General features: G+C 47.7%; 19 protein-coding genes. 3 read left to right on the top strand and 16 right to left on the bottom strand.

The features are described from left to right. Positions 1 to 7: 7 nt before the first annotated feature. The 15 genes from spoIIAB to I8U23_RS01030 form a co-directional block, all read right to left on the bottom strand. Positions 8 to 463, bottom strand: a complete 456-nt coding sequence (gene spoIIAB, locus I8U23_RS01100) for an anti-sigma F factor (RefSeq protein WP_037997507.1) — start codon at positions 461 to 463, stop codon at positions 8 to 10. Further along, positions 460 to 813, bottom strand: coding sequence for an anti-sigma F factor antagonist (gene spoIIAA / locus I8U23_RS01095; RefSeq protein WP_037997504.1), 354 nt, complete (start codon positions 811 to 813; stop codon positions 460 to 462). Before spoIIAA ends, spoIIAB begins: the two co-directional genes overlap by 4 nt. Before the next feature lie 122 nt (positions 814 to 935). Further along, the gene (locus tag I8U23_RS01090; RefSeq protein WP_049719973.1) at positions 936 to 2,126 is read right to left on the bottom strand and encodes a D-alanyl-D-alanine carboxypeptidase family protein; all 1,191 of its coding nucleotides are present in this window, start codon (positions 2,124 to 2,126) and stop codon (positions 936 to 938) included. Between the two features lie 117 nt (positions 2,127 to 2,243). Next, positions 2,244 to 4,511, bottom strand: a complete 2,268-nt coding sequence (locus tag I8U23_RS01085) for an immune inhibitor A domain-containing protein (RefSeq protein WP_198050617.1) — start codon at positions 4,509 to 4,511, stop codon at positions 2,244 to 2,246. A gap of 156 nt (positions 4,512 to 4,667) precedes the next feature. Next, positions 4,668 to 5,486: a purine-nucleoside phosphorylase gene (locus I8U23_RS01080; protein ID WP_370526884.1), complete on the bottom strand. Its 819-nt coding sequence runs from the start codon at positions 5,484 to 5,486 to the stop codon at positions 4,668 to 4,670. A gap of 23 nt (positions 5,487 to 5,509) precedes the next feature. Beyond that, the gene (deoB, locus tag I8U23_RS01075) at positions 5,510 to 6,691 is read right to left on the bottom strand and encodes a phosphopentomutase (protein ID WP_049719971.1); all 1,182 of its coding nucleotides are present in this window, start codon (positions 6,689 to 6,691) and stop codon (positions 5,510 to 5,512) included. 66 nt (positions 6,692 to 6,757) lie between these two features. Next, on the bottom strand, positions 6,758 to 7,003 hold the full coding sequence (locus tag I8U23_RS01070) for a DUF4227 family protein (RefSeq protein WP_037997497.1): 246 nt from the start codon (positions 7,001 to 7,003) through the stop codon (positions 6,758 to 6,760). An 85-nt stretch (positions 7,004 to 7,088) separates the two neighbouring features. Next, positions 7,089 to 8,210, bottom strand: coding sequence for an alanine dehydrogenase (ald, locus tag I8U23_RS01065; protein ID WP_049719970.1), 1,122 nt, complete (start codon positions 8,208 to 8,210; stop codon positions 7,089 to 7,091). 92 nt (positions 8,211 to 8,302) lie between these two features. Beyond that, a complete protein-coding gene (fur, locus tag I8U23_RS01060; protein ID WP_037997491.1) occupies positions 8,303 to 8,782 on the bottom strand; it encodes a ferric iron uptake transcriptional regulator in 480 nt (159 codons plus the stop codon). A 97-nt stretch (positions 8,783 to 8,879) separates the two neighbouring features. Then, on the bottom strand, positions 8,880 to 9,542 hold the full coding sequence (gene spoIIM, locus I8U23_RS01055; protein ID WP_198050614.1) for a stage II sporulation protein M: 663 nt from the start codon (positions 9,540 to 9,542) through the stop codon (positions 8,880 to 8,882). Between the two features lie 90 nt (positions 9,543 to 9,632). Beyond that, positions 9,633 to 10,088, bottom strand: coding sequence for a hypothetical protein (locus tag I8U23_RS01050; RefSeq protein WP_198050613.1), 456 nt, complete (start codon positions 10,086 to 10,088; stop codon positions 9,633 to 9,635). 158 nt (positions 10,089 to 10,246) lie between these two features. Beyond that, positions 10,247 to 11,422 (bottom strand): endonuclease Q family protein, encoded by a 1,176-nt coding sequence (locus I8U23_RS01045; RefSeq protein ID WP_049719967.1) that lies wholly within the window; start codon positions 11,420 to 11,422, stop codon positions 10,247 to 10,249. Beyond that, a complete protein-coding gene (locus I8U23_RS01040) occupies positions 11,415 to 11,966 on the bottom strand; it encodes an NUDIX hydrolase (RefSeq protein WP_049719966.1) in 552 nt (183 codons plus the stop codon). The genes I8U23_RS01045 and I8U23_RS01040 overlap by 8 nt, the downstream gene beginning before the upstream one ends. A 120-nt stretch (positions 11,967 to 12,086) precedes the next feature. After that, the gene (locus I8U23_RS01035; RefSeq protein WP_049719965.1) at positions 12,087 to 12,977 is read right to left on the bottom strand and encodes a manganese catalase family protein; all 891 of its coding nucleotides are present in this window, start codon (positions 12,975 to 12,977) and stop codon (positions 12,087 to 12,089) included. Between the two features lie 55 nt (positions 12,978 to 13,032). Continuing rightward, positions 13,033 to 13,287: a DUF2642 domain-containing protein gene (locus tag I8U23_RS01030; RefSeq protein WP_231855173.1), complete on the bottom strand. Its 255-nt coding sequence runs from the start codon at positions 13,285 to 13,287 to the stop codon at positions 13,033 to 13,035. A 278-nt stretch (positions 13,288 to 13,565) separates the two neighbouring features. On the opposite strand from I8U23_RS01030, the gene I8U23_RS01025 reads away from it, so the two are divergent. From I8U23_RS01025 to I8U23_RS01015, 3 genes are read left to right on the top strand one after another with little or no spacing between them, the layout of a single operon-like run. Beyond that, positions 13,566 to 13,721, top strand: a complete 156-nt coding sequence (locus tag I8U23_RS01025) for a Z-ring formation inhibitor MciZ (RefSeq protein WP_131470937.1) — start codon at positions 13,566 to 13,568, stop codon at positions 13,719 to 13,721. 45 nt (positions 13,722 to 13,766) lie between these two features. Further along, positions 13,767 to 14,636, top strand: coding sequence for a fructosamine kinase family protein (locus I8U23_RS01020; RefSeq protein ID WP_198050612.1), 870 nt, complete (start codon positions 13,767 to 13,769; stop codon positions 14,634 to 14,636). A gap of 32 nt (positions 14,637 to 14,668) precedes the next feature. Then, positions 14,669 to 15,514 (top strand): EcsC family protein, encoded by an 846-nt coding sequence (locus I8U23_RS01015; RefSeq protein ID WP_049719962.1) that lies wholly within the window; start codon positions 14,669 to 14,671, stop codon positions 15,512 to 15,514. A 108-nt stretch (positions 15,515 to 15,622) separates the two neighbouring features. Here the strand turns inward: I8U23_RS01015 and I8U23_RS01010 are convergent, their stop codons facing one another. Then, a complete protein-coding gene (locus tag I8U23_RS01010) occupies positions 15,623 to 16,762 on the bottom strand; it encodes a M20/M25/M40 family metallo-hydrolase (RefSeq protein ID WP_049719961.1) in 1,140 nt (379 codons plus the stop codon). Positions 16,763 to 16,826: the final 64 nt, after the last annotated feature.

Raw genomic sequence — 16,826 nt, 5'->3', positions numbered from 1 at the left:
GCATCCCTCAATGAGCCATCGTCTGCTGACGGCTTTTCAAGTATTTCACCATGTGAACGGTTGTGCCTTTCCCCGGTTTGGAATGAATCATCACTTCATCCATGAAATTTTCCATGATGGTAAATCCCATGCCCGACCGTTCCAATTCCGGTTTGGACGTGTAAAGCGGTTGTCTGGCTTCGTTGATATCTTCAATGCCGATGCCCTGATCGGAAATGGTGATGCTGATTTTTTGCCCCTCGATATCCGTCCGGATATAGATGACCCCATCCTCTTTTTCTTCATATCCATGAATCACCGCATTGGTCACCGCTTCGGAAACAACCGTCTTGATCTCGGTCAATTCCTCCACCGTCGGATCCAATTGAGAGATAAAAGAAGCGACCGTCACTCTGGCAAACGCTTCATTTTCCGAACGACTGCTGAATTTCAATTCCATGAAATTTTTCCCTGTTTCGCTCATGACGCCACCCCGCAAGCTGAAATTGCATGCTTTTCATTTTCGTATGTAGGCAAAATTTTAAATAACCCTGACATTTCCATCAAGCGGTATACAGGCGGCTGAATGGAACAGAGAATCATTTTTCCTCCCAACTGGGAAACTTTTTTATAACGCCCCAAAATCACACCCAATCCGGAACTGTCCATAAATTCCAAACGGGCCAGATTCAACACCAGGTGGCGAAACTCCCCTTTTTCCAATTCGGCTTCAATCGAAGCACGCACTTTTTCGGCATGATGATGGTCAAGTTCTCCGGCCAGCCGGACGATCAAAACCTGACGGTCGGAATCCATTTGCAGGGATAAGCTCATCTCTCCCGCCCCTTTCTTTTTTTCCCATATCTTCTATGATTTTTCGGCCCTTTCCTTCCGTCTGCAAAAAATAACCAAAAAATGAGGATTCCTGACAAGATTGTCCAGAATCCTCTTTCCTTCTACATCTGTGTATTCACATCATCCGGCAAAAAAAGCATTTCTTTCAAACTTCGCTTCACAGAGGTCCAGAGGTTTGCTTTTTGGATCTCCATGCTGCTGATCAAATTCCACTCGGCAACAACTTGTCCGTCCTTAACGATCTGCAGTTTTCCAAGACGGTCTCCTTTTTTGACGGGAGCCTTTAAATCCTCCCAAACCCATTTCTTTTGATAATCACGGATGGATTCGCCTTTTTTTATCAACATGTCGATCGGCTGTTTGGCTTCAATGCGGATTTTGTCCGGATTTCCTTTATCAATCCGTTTTTCCGCGATCAAATCCCCTTTGTTGTAAATCCGTTGGCTTGTGTAATGGTTAAATGCATGATCCATCATCGAGGAAACTTCCTGATTCCGCTTCTTGACATCTGGTTCGCCCATCACCACGGCGATAAACCGGAGATTGTTCCTTTTGGCCGTGGCCGTCAAGCAATATTTCGCCTCGGAAGTGTATCCGGTTTTCAACCCGTCCATTCCCGGATAAAACCGGACCAATTTGTTGGTATTGACCAGCCAGAACGGTTTTTTCGAATTTTTCCTCAGGTAATCTTCGTAAAGTCCCGTATAGTTGGTCACTTTGGGATAAGAAAGAAGTTCCCTGGACATCACGGCAATATCATAAGCGGAAGAGTAATGGCCTGATGCCGGCAATCCGTTGCAATTTTCAAAATGTGTATTTTTCAGTCCCAATTCCTTGGCTTTGTCATTCATCATTTTCACAAAACGCTCTTCCGTGCCTCCCAAATATTCCGCCAGTGCCACTGCCGCATCATTGGCTGATGAAATGGCCATCGCCTTAAACAAGTCATGGACGGTCATTTGTTCCCCCGGTTCGAGGAAAATCTGGCTCCCGCCCATGGAAGCGGCATGTTCACTGACACGCACCGGATCCGACCAGGATATTTTCCCCTGATCGATTGCCTCCATGACCAGTAACATGGTCATCACTTTGGTAATGCTTGCAGGAGGCAACGGTTGATGGCTGTTTTTTTCGTACAACACTTTTCCCGTCCCGGCATCCAGCAGAATGGCGGAAACGGCTTCCGGCGCCAAATCGGTTTCCGCCTCTTCGGCCGAAACCGGTTGTGACGGGATCAACGAAACGGCCATCAAGCCGAGCGACAGGATTAAACAGCTGAGCTTTTTCAGCATTCCAATTCCCTCCCCAATAGCAGTATCTATAGTTTGAACCACGAGCCGGATAATTATGCCAAAAAAGAAAAGACTTTACCGCTAAAAGCAGCAAAGTCTTTTTTCAGTCATTGCTTTTTATTTTTTGGATACTTCCACAATCACTTCTTTTTCACCGTTTTTCACTTTTTTCAAAGCGATTCCGATTCCGTAATGGGGCAGGATCTTTCCTCCGTCCGGATTAAACGGGCTGGTGTAATCGTGTCCGTCATAAAACGTGTGAATTCCCGGCAACGGATCATACTTCATGTAGGAACCGTTGAACTCGATATCGATAGGGGAAGTCTTTTTGAATCCGAAAGCCGCATCATTGATTTGATACCGGGTGTCCGCCACGGTTCCGTCGTTCCAGTAATGCCCGCGTTGATGGGCATCAACCACGCCGAGGAAACCTTCTCCCGGATGGAGCCCCGTCATGTTGTCTTCTCCCCAACGGGCATCATAAAACCAGACCACCATTCCGGGATCATAACTCAACATGGTTTGTCCGCGGCGAAGATGCTTCAGGGCCAGATCCATTCCGTGATGGGTTCGCCATTCCACCAAGTAATATTGTTCAAAGGGAATTTTGGACCCGTCAAATACTTTGAAACCATCCAGTGTGAATTTTGGATCGCCTTCGGCATCATCGGAAAAGACCATTTTTCCATCTGCGGTGACAGCGATATTGTCCACATAGAACCCTTCCATCATCAATCCGATATCCGTGACGTAATTAAATTCGATTTTGATTTTTTTGCCGGTGTACGGAGTCAAATCCAACTCTTCTTCAACCCATTTGCCGTTGGTGTCATCATCGTATTGCCGGATGGTTTCCTTTTTCCCGTCGGCATAAACATTGACATACAAGAAATCATAACCTGCCTCAATCTGACGCCACGATTCAAATTGCAATTTCGCTTCCGAAGCATGGGTCAAATCAATTTCCGCCGATGTCAGCTTTGTGTTCAGCATATTTCCTTTGTCAGAGAAATACGATTTCTTTCCTCTTGGCTGGGTCGGCGGATCCACCAGCTGGTCCGGCAGGTTGATTTTCAGGATTTTTCCTTTGCTGGATTGCGCCACCGCTTCTTTTAACACCGCCGCTCTTTTTTGGTGCAGTCGGTCGTAATCTATGACAGTGGCGATCGGCCAGGTTCCGCCGTAAGTTTCTTGGAAATACAGTTTTGCCCACGGGCTGAATCCGGTCGGTTCGGTCCCCGGGATTTTCCCCGTCCAACTGCCGTAAGACATCAAAGACCAAGCCTCGATCGGGGAACCGGCTCCGGTGTATCCGGTGTCATATTCATCCGGCAATCCGAGATTATGGCCGTATTCATGGGCAAAGACACCGGCCGCACCATCTTCCGGCTGAATGATATAATCAAAAGCCTTTAAATTGGTTCCCGGAATCGGAACCGGCTCCGGACCGATCACTGAACGGTGGGACCAAATCGCGTCTTCGCCCAAATCGCCGCCCCCCGCTTCTTCGCCTTCACCGGAGTGGACAATGAACAGGTTGTCCAACAAGCCGTCCGGTTCCATGACATCGCCGTCATTGTCAAGATCATACGGATCCCGTTGGTCATACAATTCCTCTTTTCCGGCAATTTGTTGGCCGACGGCCGCCAACGTTTCCATCACCAACTCACGGGGACGGGCATCTTTTAATTCATAATCCCCTTGGTCCTGGTGTCCTCCATAATATTTCGCTTCATGCTTTGCTTGAACCCAAGGGGTCACTTCGCCAACCACATTCCAGTACCCGACGGATTGTTCGAGATAAAATTGGCGCAAGGACGGGATTTTCTCCCCGTTATCCATGGTAAATCCATCGCGGTTGAACAACAGCTGTTCGTAATGTTCCGGATTAAAATCTTTCACCCAAAACTGGTTTTCTTTCTTTTTGATGGAATTGTGCGGAAAATCAGGAAATTCAATCAAGGCCACAACCGCGCGGTCATTAAAAGATTTTTTGTTCTCTTTCAGTGCTTGAACGGTATTTTCATCGATTTTGCTGATTTTGTCGAATACTTTTTGTTGGATCTTTTTCTTCCCTTTGTATGCTTCTTCACCAAATTTGGAAGAAGTGTCGATCCCTTCGGTTTGGCTGAAAGGAACACTTCCGTCCATCACGTATTCTTTCACGGCTTGGTTGATTTCCTCAGGGCTTGCATCTTGATCCAGTTTCCCCTTCTCTTTCAAATGCTGAATCAATGCATTTTCATTCACCAATGACCAATCAACCCGTGTTTCCGCTTCTTTTGCTTCCACTTTTTCCGTCCATCCCGCCACCGGCGACATAACAATGGATCCGAGCAAAAGTGAAGAAGAAAGAAGGGCAAACACCTTTTTCGTTTTCTTCATCGGTTTCCCCCTTTGATTAAAACATAAAAACACATCTATTATTATAAATTATGTTAATTTTTTTTCAACATGGATGTACTCTGTTTATCCCAAAAAACACCATAAAAAAGAAGATGGAACCATGAAAAATCATGGTTCCATCTTCTTCCCTTCCGATTAATCCAACTGTTGCAAAATCCCTTTCACCAGTTTGATAAATTTCCCTTTGACACGGTTACCGGTTTCGATCACTTCTTCATGCGAAAGCGGTTGCGGCAAAATGCCCGCCGCCATGTTTGAAATGCAAGAAATCCCCAATACCCGGATTCCCGCATGCCGGGCCGCAATCACTTCCGGCACCGTCGACATGCCGACCGCATCTCCGCCCAGCGTCCGGATCATGCGGATTTCGGCCGGCGTTTCATAAGACGGGCCCAACACACCGGCATAGACGCCTTCCTGCAGGGAGAAACCCTGTTCCTTCGCAACCTGATGGGCCAACTTGCGCAATTCTTCATCATAAGCAACCGACATATCCGGGAAACGGTCCCCGAGTTCCGGATCATTCGGACCGACCAAAGGATTCCGGAACATCAGATTAATGTGGTCGCGAATCACCATCAAGTCCCCCGGTTCATAAGACTGGTTGACTCCTCCGGCCGCGTTGGTGACCAAAATCGTTTCCACTCCCAGTTCTTTCATCATACGGATGGGGAACACCACCGATGACGGGTCATGTCCTTCATACAAATGGAATCGTCCGGCCATGACCATCACATTTTTATTCTCCAATTTCCCGGAAATCAGCTTTCCTGCATGCCCTTCCACCGTGGAAACCGGGAAATGCGGGATATCTTGATAACGGCTGGTGACCGGCTCCTGAATTTCTTCGGCCAACACGCCCAGTCCGGACCCCAAAATCAATCCGACTTGCGGTTTATCCTTCATTTGTCCGCGAATCGACTCTGCGGCTTCTTTGATTTGTTCTTTCGTCACACTCACGGTTTCAACCACTCCTTTTATTTCAATTCTTTCAGAAAGCTTTTTCCGATTTTCGGCATGGTCACATCAAAGTTTTCTGCAATAGTGGCTCCCACGTCTGCAAAACATTCCCGCACACCCAACGATTGTCCGGGCTTGACCAAACGTTTCCCATACACCCAAAGCGGCGTGTATTCCCGGGTGTGATCGGTTCCATGATGGGTTGGATCGTTTCCGTGGTCGGCGGTGATGATCAATAAATCATCTTCTTGGAGAGATGCCAAAATCTCCGGCACCCGCGCATCAAACTCTTCCAACGCTTGTTGATATCCTTCCGGATCCCGGCGATGGCCGTATTTGGCATCAAAGTCCACCAAATTCACAAACGCCAGTCCGTGAAAATCCTCTTTCATGATATTGAGGAACTGATCCACGCCATCCATATTGGATTTGGTCTTCAGGGAATATGTAATTCCTTCACCGGCATAAATATCGGAAATCTTCCCAATGGAGATCACATCTTTGCCCGCTTCTTTCAAATGATTCAACACGGTTTTTTCCGGCGGTTTGACCGAATAATCCCTGCGGTTGGCCGTACGGGTGAAATTTCCGGGTTGTCCCACAAACGGCCGGGCAATCACGCGAATGACGGAATATTTTTCATCCAGGGTCAATTCACGGGCGATTTCACAAATCCGGTACAATTCCTCCAGTGGCACCACTTCCTCATGGGCGGCAATCTGAAACACGCTATCGGCGGAAGTATAGACAATCAATGCACCGGTTTTCATGTGCTCTTCGCCCAATTCTTTGATGATTTCCGTTCCGGAAGCCGGTTTGTTCCCGATCACTTTGCGTCCGGTTCTTTCCTCAAACGCTTGAATCAATTCCGTGGGAAATCCGTCCGGATAGGTTTTAAAGGGCTTGTCCGTATAAATCCCCATAAACTCCCAGTGTCCGGTGGTTGTATCTTTTCCTCTGGAGATCTCCTTCATTTTTCCGTACCAGGCCTCGGGTTCCGCGACCGGCTCAATCCCTTTCAAGGCTTCGATATTTCCCAACCCGAGGCTTTGCATATTCGGCATTTTGAGCCCGTCTCCATATTCGGCAATATGCCCCAGCGTATGCGCACCTTCATCATTAAATTCACCGGCATCCGGCAAAGCCCCGATTCCGACACTGTCTAATACAATCAAGGCGACACGTTTAAAACGATTCATCTCTTCATCTCCTTCCGATTCCCATTATAATCCATGAGAAAAAAAAAGAACGGTGGGCGTTCTTTTTCATTCCCCCATCCAGTAAAACAAAAGCAACCGTTCTTTCATTTCTTTCAGCGTGGATGAGGATTCATGAGTATCTATATTTTGTGCAATCACTTTCACCGCTCCGCCGGAAGGCTCTTCATACAGAAAGTCCGGTTGGAAATAAGGAGCCAGGATCATGAAAAGCTGATACAGCAAAAGCGTAAATAAGGTAAATAATAACAAAAATTTCACCCACTGTTTCACCTTACGCAAAGAAATTACCATAAAAGATCGTCCCTTTTCAAACATTTTTATAAACATTATGTGAAAGACAATCTTTTATGACATCATCCGGGAGTGAAACATCCCTTTATCCCATCACCTCATCAAGCGGCGTATAAGGCAAATCGAGGCTTTCCGCCACGGCTTTGTAGGTCACGTGCCCGTGGATCACGTTGACTCCTTTGGCTAGCGCCTTATTCTCTTTTACGGCCTGCTCCAAACCTTTATCGGCAATCTCTTTGGCATACGGCATGGTGACATTGGTTAAAGCCATGGTGGAAGTCCGGGGAACCGCACCGGGGATATTGGGAACGGCATAGTGCACCACCCCGTATTTCTCATAGACGGGATTACTGTGTGTGGTAATCCGGTCGACCGTTTCGATGGATCCCCCCTGGTCCACCGCCACGTCGACAATCACGGATCCTTCTTTCATCGTTTGGACCATCTCTTCCGTGACCAGCTTGGGTGCCCGCCGTCCCGGAATCAGAACCGCCCCGATTAATAAATCCGCCTGTTTGACGGCTTCGGCAATATGGAACCGGTTCGACATCAACGTTTGAATCCGTTGTCCGGCAAACAAATCATCCAGCTGTCTGAGCCGCTCCGCATTGATATCGAGGATCGTCACATTGGCCCCCATGCCCAAGGCCATTTTGGCGGCTTGGGTTCCGACCGTTCCGCCTCCGATAATCACCACATTGCCAGGGGCCACACCGGGCACTCCGCCCAATAACACGCCTGCACCGCTTTGCGGTTTTTCCAAAAAGCGTGCTCCGATTTGCACGGACATCCGGCCGGCCACTTCACTCATCGGGGTTAAAAGCGGCAGGGACCCGTTATCCAATTGCACCGTTTCATAGGCAACGGCGGAAACTTTTTGATCCATCAGCGCCTTTGTCAATTCCGGCTCCGGCGCAAGATGCAAATAAGTAAATAAGATCAAATCCTCGCGAAAATATTGGAACTCCTCTTTCAACGGCTCTTTTACTTTTAAAATCATATCCGCTTTGCCCCACACATCGGCCGCGGAAGGAAGAATATGGGCGCCATGCTCCAAAAATTCTTCATCCTTGAATCCGCTTCCCTCGCCGGCACCGGACTCCACCATGACTTCGTGCCCGGCTTGCACCAAAAGGTCGACACCAGCGGGTGTGATGGCGACACGATTCTCATTGTTTTTGATCTCCTTGGGAATTCCGACTTTCAATATTCAACACCCTCCTTTGGTTTGAGCTTCCATTTATAGGATGGAATATATATCGGATTTTAAACATAAAAAACGTGAGATCTGAAGAGATCTCACGTCACTTTGGATCCTACCAGTTTTTTTAAATTGGATACTTTTCCTTTACAACGATGGCAAATTCCATGGAATGTCAACCGATGATCCACAATCTGAAAATCAAAATCTTTCTCCACCTGTTCCTCAATCGGGCCTAGCAAATCCTCCGTAATTTCATCGACTGTACCACAATGGAGACAGATGAGGTGATGGTGGTGATGTTCCGCCCCTTCAGCCCGAAATTCATACCGTGTTACACCATCTCCGAAATTCAACTTATGGATAATCTGCAATTCGCTTAAAAGCTCCAGCGTCCGATACACGGTTGCCAACCCGATTTCCGGAGCTTTTTCCTTCACCAACAGGTAGACATCCTCCGCGCTCAAATGATCTTCCTCATTTTCCAAAAGCACACGGACCGTCGCTTCCCGTTGGGGGGTCAATTTATAGTTATGGGCGGATAATTGTTGTTTAATTTGATTCACCCGATCTTCCAATAACGACACCCCCCTGTCTGTCTTACACCATTATATTTGACCAAAGCAGAGGAGTCAATCCAATCGAGAAATATTATCAAATAATAATTGTTATAAATTATGGATTTTGACTCACAGTGATGTCGGTTGGCACAACCTCTTTCATCATCACCGGGGAAACATAAGCTTCAAAGGCGGAAGAAACCAGCATAACCACCGCCATGCCCGTCACCAACAGCGAAAAGGAGACAAAATGCGGATAAATGGCTCCACGATGATGAATCAAACGATTCTTAATCAGGGTGATGGAAAAACGGATGCCGGCCATGGTGATGATAATCATCGACGGGATGATCAGCAAATTTTGCGGCACAATGGAAACAATCGCAAACCACAGCCCCTGCCAGGACAATTTTGAAAAAAGAAACCCCACCGTAAACCCGATGACCAGGCCTTTTAAGAACAAGAGAACCAACAAAACAGGAATCCCGATGACCGACAAGCCCAAAATCCACATCAAACCGATCGTTTTCAAATGGCCTCCCAATGAATGTTGGAAAGCAACCCCCGGCTCGGCAATGGTCTCGTCTTTTAACCCCTGAAAAAAATACCCCAGATAATGAAGCAACCCTTCTTTTTGAGACGGATCCAAGGAGTTGACCAAAACGGCGCCAAAAATCACTCCCATCATAAACAGGGTCGTGACGAAAATATATAACGACTTTTGACTCTGAAAATGGGACCTCAGTGTATGCTCAAAGGGACCCGGTCTTCTTTTCATACTTTCCGCCTCCTTTGTCCATCACTATGAAACTATGACGGACAAAGCCAAAATATACGAAAAGATTCTATAGATTTGCCTGCTTCCGGTTCATTCGCCCGGATCCCGGTTCCGCTCCGGCAACACCTCGTCCCCCCACCAGCTTTCAATCACCCAGCCGTCTTTGGAACCGCCAGCCGCCTCGGGATGGGTCCGGGTAGCTTTGAATCCCAGGATTCCCCGTACGGGGCCGATCCAGAACAAAACCGCCAGGCCAAAAATGATCAGCGTCATTCCAATCTCCCAAACCGGATCCCCGCCAAAAGACGGATAAATCAGAAATCGATAAATAAATATACAGATCAAACCATAGTAAAGGATAAAAAAGACAGCCCAAATCCCTTTGAAGCAAGCGATGAAAACCGATAATTTTTTGTTGCGGAGAAGGAAAATCAATCCTTTGAACAAGATTAAAAGAATCACACATACAAGAACCCATGACCCGCTCACTTTCAGCAACTTCTGAGACCAATCCAAATAAGCCATTCCCATCACTCCAAATTTCACCTCTGGTGTTTTCCCAATCCCTTCTTCACCTTTCATCGCTCAAACTTAACCGGTACAGATGTTAAATCCATTATACTACGTTCTTCTTTCTTGTTCCCGGAATGGATCATCTTTTAAGAAAAGGCGGGTATAAAAAAAGCCGGCCACAATTCATGTGGTCAGCTTGGTTTCACCCGTCCGTATATGCCTCCCCCGCCTTCTTCGAAAGCCAGTTTTTGTTCCCGGGCCATGAGAATGTGACGGGCGATGTGGCTTCCCGCCACGCTTTCAAGCGCTTCGACCGGAACTTCATGAAGAATGTTCATTTCAGTGCCAAATGCGTCCAGCAGTTTTTCCATAGTCCTTTTCCCCAGTTTCGGGATAAATTCCAATGGAACTTGATATTGGTACGGAGGACGAAATGACGGATGGCGGCAAGATTGGTCACTGATTTCCAAAATCCGGTCCAAAACACCTTTGACTCTCTTTTTGCTTCCGCAATGCAAACAAACCGGCGTTTCTTCATGAGGCCAGAGCTCACCGCATTTTAAACACCGGGTCCGGTAATATTTACCCAATCGCGGATTCAACCCGTAGTTTTTAAGGATTTTTCGGCCGTCCGCCCCGTTCAACGCCTTGCGGAATTCTTCAAAACTGGCTTCTTTCACCAAAAGCTTGTTGTACTCCCGTCCGATTTTCGGCAGGGAGTGCGCATCCGAATTCGTTAAAAACGGAAATGCATTCAACTCCGAAATCCGGTCCGCCAATTCCGAGTCGGAGCTCAGCCCCAATTCGACCGCAGCCACTTTCTTCAAATCAAAAAGCTGCCCCATGGAGTCGACGGCACTGCCATAAACACTTTTAAACGGCGTAAAAATGTGGGCGGGAATCAACAACCCGTCCAGCTCTTCCACTTTTTCCTGCAACTTTGAAACCGGCTGATAAAGCCTTTGGGTACTCAACTGTACATTTTTCATCGACTTTTTCAGCCAAGCAGTCAATTGCTGCACCTTCTCCAAAGTTTTTACAAACACCAGCACATGAGCCGGGCCCGTGTCCGGTTCCCGGATCTCAATTTCGGCTCCGAGCAAACAGGTCGTCTCTTTGTAAACGATTCCCCCGTCCGGATGCTCCCGGAACCATCCGGATCGAAGCCCGTCGAGAATATCCTCCTGCACCGGCGGAGACTGGCTGTCAATCACGCCGATCATGCCGAGCCCCTTGCGATGGTGTGCCTCTTTGACGATGTTTTCAAAGGTCATGTTTCTGGCCGCGGTAATCTTTACCGGATGATTGCGACTGGTTCTCCCGATATGAATATGAAAATCGGCATAAAGGGTCTTCAGTTCACTCATCGCCGGCTTCCACCCGGTTTTTCCAAAAATAAACGGCAAAAATCGTTTTGGCGTCACAGATTTCTCCGGTTTCAATCCGTTTGAAACATTCTTCCATGGTCAGCTCGACCAGCTCCACAAATTCGTCTTCATCCGGATTGCGGGTTCCTTTTTCCAGACCGGTCGCCCAGTACAAATGGATTTTCTCATCGGCAAAACCGGGGGAGGTGTAAAACGAGACCACTTCTTCCAAACGGCCGGGCTGATAACCGGTTTCTTCTTCCAACTCCCGCCGGGCACTGTCCCTCGGATCTTCGCCTTTTTCCAGTTTTCCCGCCGGAATTTCCAAAATCGTTTTTTCCAACGCTTTGCGGAATTGCCGTACAAGCACGAGCTTGTCTTCTTCATTGAGCGCCATGACCGCCACGGCCCCCGGGTGTGTCACAATTTCACGTTTGGAGACGTTTCCGTTGGGAAGCAGGACATCATCCACTTGTAAATCAATCACTTTTCCGGTGAATATTTTTTGGGTGGCAATCGTTTTCTCTTCCAGATTTTTTTTCATTGCTCGTCACTCCTGTTTGCGATATCCCCTCCATTATAACGCAGTGAACCGCGTGTACCAGAAAACGTATCAAAAAAAGAAAACAGCCCAACCCTGTGCCGGACTGTGGCTGTGAGCCGTTTACATATAAAATTTCAATTTTTTTAACACCCACTCATAATGATCCTTGTCAATGCCCGGGGCAAACTCTTCCGGTTTTTTCTCCAAATCGGGCATGGGGGCTCCTTTGGGAGCTCCGACCACCACACGGAGCGGTGCACCCGTTTCCGGGTTTTTCCCTCTCCAGATTCTGTCGATGTCGCGGTAGTCATGTTCACTCCAAGTGTAAAGAATGTTATCCAGTCCTTGTTCGATGTATTTTCTGGCATAATCAAATTTGGAGTTGTCAAGACTCGGAATGGGAAGCATGCGGGTGACATCAACACCGGTCAGGATTTCCAGCGCCTTGGCATAGGCAACGATATGCACGCCTCCCCGCACCAAAAGATAACCGATCATTTCCCGGGCCACCGGCGCGTCAGTCATTTCATAAACCCTCATTTTATGGGTGCGGGCACCGATCTCCAGGAAAAAGTTGTGCAGGAAATCTTCAATTAAATTGCCGCTGTTAAACACATAAGTTCCGTTCCATGGATTGCCCATCGAATCGGCAGGAAGCGCGGTCTGGGCCGTTGCGATAAAGTAATAGGTATTTCGGGCATCCAACCCGTTTCTTAATGGTGTGGTGTCCGGATCCCCCGGACGGGTGATGCCGGTGGACAATAAATTGATGGCTGCACTGACAAGTTCCACATGACCGAATTCCTCTGCCGTGATGCTGGCAACCAGATCGTAAAAGGGTTTCAATTTTTTTTTGGCACGAAAATTGAAGGATTGGAACATATAGTTGTTTAAGGTGGACATTTCTCCGAAACGTCCGCCGAGCAATTCCTGAACAGCCGCCGCCGCATTGGCATCCCCGTGTTCGGGGACGGGTAATTCAATAGCCAGACGATTATAACGTTTAAACATCCTTTCCCCTCCCTTGGTTATGCATCAAAAACCGGATCAAATTCAGGTCATGCCATCAACAAGGAAGCGGAGAAGTCATCCGTTGTCTCTTGCTTTTTGTAACCGGCACGACCCAAAGGATTTGTTGCATGCGAATAAAAAAAGGAGCCCCGCCGGATTGAACCACGACATGATCACTCTGAACGTGTGTGAGCCTTCCCGTTACACTCCCGCGGATCGTTTGCACGGAAACCTTCCGGCCCATGAGCGGATACAGACTGGATTGGAAGGTGGCATCATACATGCTCCCACAGGGTGACCAAGGGTGCATTGAAATCCCTCCTTATGATCTGAGGAAATTTCCTCTTGATAACAACACGAAGAAGCAACCGTTCCTTTGAAACCCATTCAGCAAACTTGGCTTATAACAGAAAAAGAACCTCCATAAATGTATATATGCACCCGGATTCGCAATATAAATTGTCCTATCAAATTACATGTTTTTTCCGTCAATGTGTTTGCAAATCTCCGGTAACGTCGGCGGATGTATAAGTTCACTTGCACTGACGTAAAAAAGAATTAAACACTTTGTTACCGGAGGCGTGCAATATGGAATTCAAAACCGGTCCGCACGGCATTCGCCTGACGGGAACCGCCGGGCAAATCCGTTCTTATTTAAAGAAAATGGCTGTCCATCCTTTAACGGTCAAGCAATATCTTGAAAAATGCCATCCCCAACATCCCTATTTAGTCAAAATGAAATAATTGTTAAAATAAATCCGGATACTTTTTGCACAGGAGGATCCGGACATGAAAACCATCCTTCAAACAGCACTCCGCCAACTTTTGGATGAAAAGGATCCCCCCGAAATTCACCCGGTCTCCGGCGGAAGCATCAATCAAACCTTCCGGATCAACACAACCAAGCGATCTTATTTTGCCAAAATCAACCGTCCGGTTCCGGAAACCTTTTTCCAAAAAGAAGTCAACGGATTAAACGCGATTAAACAGACAAACACCTTATCCGTTCCTGACGTTTACGGAACCTTTTATGAAAAAGAAACCCAAACCGCCCTGCTTCTGTTGGAATGGATTGAAGGAACGGAAACCAAAACGACCATTCCACAACTTGGCAGAGGATTGGCCCGCCTTCATCAGGTTCGCGGACAAGCCTTCGGATTTCATGAGGACAATCTGATCGGAACCCTTCCGCAACGAAATGCCTGGATGACCGACTGGCGCTCCTTTTATCGGGATCAACGCTTAAAAGTTCAATATGAATTGGGGATTGACCGCCAAACGATCACCGGAAAGCGAAGAAAAAAACTGGAAGCGCTGATAAATCAACTGGAACGTTGGATTCCCGGGCAAGTACAACCTTCATTGATCCATGGTGATTTATGGGGAGGCAATTGGATCACCGGCCCGGGTGGCTCTCCGTGTTTGATTGATCCGGCCGTCTTCTTTGCCCATCATGAGCTGGAAATCGCGTTTACGGAATTGTTCGGGGGATTTCCTGCGCCTTTTTATGATTCCTATCAAGAAGTTTACCCGGTTTCTCCATCCTATCCGGAGCGGAAACCACTCTATCAATTGTATTATTTATTGGTTCACTTGAATGTCTTTGGTGAATCCTACGGCCGTTCGGTGGACCGCATTTTAAACCGGTACGTCGGGTGACTTCCTGTTGTGAAAAGAGGGGATCTGTCTAAATGAAACGTTTTTCACAGGACAGCAAGGAATTTTTGTTAAGCGAATGGGAAAGGATCAGCCAATGGGAAAAAGATCAAAAAGATTTGTGGTTTTGGGAAAAAATCGGACGGCTCCCTTTTGCGCTTTTGGATAAAATCACGCCTCAGGCCGTCCATAACGTGCTGGGGAAGTTTTTTGATGAATTGGGAAGCTATATCCAAACCGGCGGTGAGTATTTGATTCAGGAACGCCAAACCATTTCGGTCATCGCCAGGAAAGCGGGGATTCCCGGTCCATCCCTTTCGCCGGAAGAAATCGGGCAACTTCCGTTATCCCTGTTAAACGAAGTTGCCGAAACAGCCATGCAAAAACACAAGCAACTCGCCACCATGCAAGGGGCCACCACCGGATTCGGCGGAATTTTCACCTTGGCCATAGACATCCCCGCCTTGCTCGGCATTTCGCTTCACGCCTTGCAAGAAATGGCCATTATCTATGGATATCAGCCCAAAGAAAAATCAGAGCGAATCTTCATTGTCAAATGTTTGCAATTTGCTTCCGCCGACTATGTCGGCAAACAATCCATTCTCAAGCAGCTGGCAGAAACCGGTTCCGAAAAAAACCAACGGGAAGCCATCTCCGAATTTCAGGGATGGCGGGAAGTGATTGCAACGTACCGTGATCATTTCGGCTGGAAAAAACTCTTTCAAATCGTGCCGGTCATCGGCATTCTCTTCGGAGCCTTCATCAACCGCTCCACGGTCGAAGAAGTGGCGGAAGCCGGCATGATGTTATACCGCAAACGGCGGATCATGGATAAATTAAAAAAACTGGATCCAAACTTCCGGGCCGACATGCCATCCTGATTTTTCACGGCCGGGTCACCGGAAATGAATGCATAGTTTCCGAAGAAAAACCGCAAACTGATGTATGTGTCTCAAAAAAGAAAGAACCCCCGGCCGGGGTTCTTATGACTACAGACTTTGCGGCACCGGAACTTTGGCACACTCTTCTACCAATGCCACAACCAATTCGGCTGCTTTGATCAATTCCTGAACCGGCATCCGTTCACTGGTTGTATGGATGTTTTCATAACCGATTCCCAGATTTACTGTCGGAATGTTGTATCCGGCGATGACATTGGCATCACTTCCTCCGCCGCTCACATCCAATTTCGGTTTGCGGCCGACCCGTTCCACCGCCGCCATGGCTTTTTGCACGACCAAATCTTTCTCGGTGAATTTAAATGAGGGATAAAGCACGTTCGTTTCGACTTCGGCACGGGCCCCGAGCTCGTCTGCCGCTTCTTTAAATGCCTGAACCATATGCTTTACTTGTGCTTTTAATTTGATTTCATTACGGCTGCGGGCTTCAGCAATGATCTCCACTTTTTCCGGAACCACATTGCTGGCCGTCCCGCCGTGAAATGAACCGATATTGGTGGTGGTTTCACTGTCGATCCGGCCCAGGCGCATTTTGGAAATAGCCCGGCTGGCCACCTGGATGGCGCTGATTCCGTCTTCCGGATTCACCCCGGCGTGAGCCGCTTTCCCGTAAATCGTCGCTATGATTTTCACTTGGGACGGGGCGGAAGTGATAATTTCGCCCACCGGCCCGTTGGAATCCAAGGCAAAACCGAAATCGGCATCCACCAGACTCAAGTCTAAATGGCGCGAACCGATTAATCCCGATTCTTCGCCGGCGGTGATGATAAATTGAATTTTTCCGTGCGGGATTTTTTGTTCCTTCATCAAGCGGATTCCTTCCATCAACGCTGCCAGTCCCGCTTTGTCATCGCTTCCCAAAATCGTCGTTCCATCCGATTGGATATAACCATCTTTTATGACGGGCCGGATGCCTTTTCCGGGTGCGACGGTATCCATGTGACAGGTAAAGTAGATTTTCGGTACATCTTCCAACGTTCCGCCTAACGTCGCCACGATATTTCCGGCACCGTGTCCGGTTTTTTCACTGGAACGATCCTCTTTCACATCAAAACCGAGGTTTGTCAACTTCTCCTTCAATAAATCACAAATGACCCGTTCATCCCCTGTTTCGCTATCCGTTGTGACAAGTTCGATGAATTCATCAATCAGCCGTTGTTGGTTAACCAATGGTAATCCTTCCTCCATTCGATGCAAAAAATTTTTCTTATTGTAACACCATTATTTAGAATTG

Source organism: Thermoactinomyces sp. CICC 10735 (assembly GCF_016055175.1).
GTDB classification, from domain to species: Bacteria; Bacillota; Bacilli; order Thermoactinomycetales; family Thermoactinomycetaceae; genus Thermoactinomyces; species Thermoactinomyces vulgaris.
Note: the sequence above shows the minus strand (reverse complement) of the source record. Positions and strands in the feature narration are given on the sequence as shown.

Bases quoted from the DNA above. Each gene is read 5' to 3' on its own strand.
- I8U23_RS01070 (WP_037997497.1), bottom strand. From the start codon at position 7,003: ATGGTAATTTCTTTGCGTAAGGTGAAACAGTGGGTGAAATTTTTGTTA.
- I8U23_RS01030 (WP_231855173.1), bottom strand. From the start codon at position 13,287: ATGCACCCTTGGTCACCCTGTGGGAGCATGTATGATGCCACCTTCCAA.
- I8U23_RS01035 (WP_049719965.1), bottom strand. From the start codon at position 12,977: ATGTTTAAACGTTATAATCGTCTGGCTATTGAATTACCCGTCCCCGAA.
- I8U23_RS01090 (WP_049719973.1), bottom strand. From the start codon at position 2,126: ATGCTGAAAAAGCTCAGCTGTTTAATCCTGTCGCTCGGCTTGATGGCC.
- spoIIAA (WP_037997504.1), bottom strand. From the start codon at position 813: ATGAGCTTATCCCTGCAAATGGATTCCGACCGTCAGGTTTTGATCGTC.
- I8U23_RS01020 (WP_198050612.1), top strand. From the start codon at position 13,767: ATGAAAACCATCCTTCAAACAGCACTCCGCCAACTTTTGGATGAAAAG.
- I8U23_RS01015 (WP_049719962.1), top strand. From the start codon at position 14,669: ATGAAACGTTTTTCACAGGACAGCAAGGAATTTTTGTTAAGCGAATGG.
- I8U23_RS01025 (WP_131470937.1), top strand. From the start codon at position 13,566: ATGGAATTCAAAACCGGTCCGCACGGCATTCGCCTGACGGGAACCGCC.
- I8U23_RS01045 (WP_049719967.1), bottom strand. From the start codon at position 11,422: ATGAGTGAACTGAAGACCCTTTATGCCGATTTTCATATTCATATCGGG.
- I8U23_RS01085 (WP_198050617.1), bottom strand. From the start codon at position 4,511: ATGAAGAAAACGAAAAAGGTGTTTGCCCTTCTTTCTTCTTCACTTTTG.
- spoIIM (WP_198050614.1), bottom strand. From the start codon at position 9,542: ATGAAAAGAAGACCGGGTCCCTTTGAGCATACACTGAGGTCCCATTTT.
- spoIIAB (WP_037997507.1), bottom strand. From the start codon at position 463: ATGAGCGAAACAGGGAAAAATTTCATGGAATTGAAATTCAGCAGTCGT.
- I8U23_RS01040 (WP_049719966.1), bottom strand. From the start codon at position 11,966: ATGAAAAAAAATCTGGAAGAGAAAACGATTGCCACCCAAAAAATATTC.
- deoB (WP_049719971.1), bottom strand. From the start codon at position 6,691: ATGAATCGTTTTAAACGTGTCGCCTTGATTGTATTAGACAGTGTCGGA.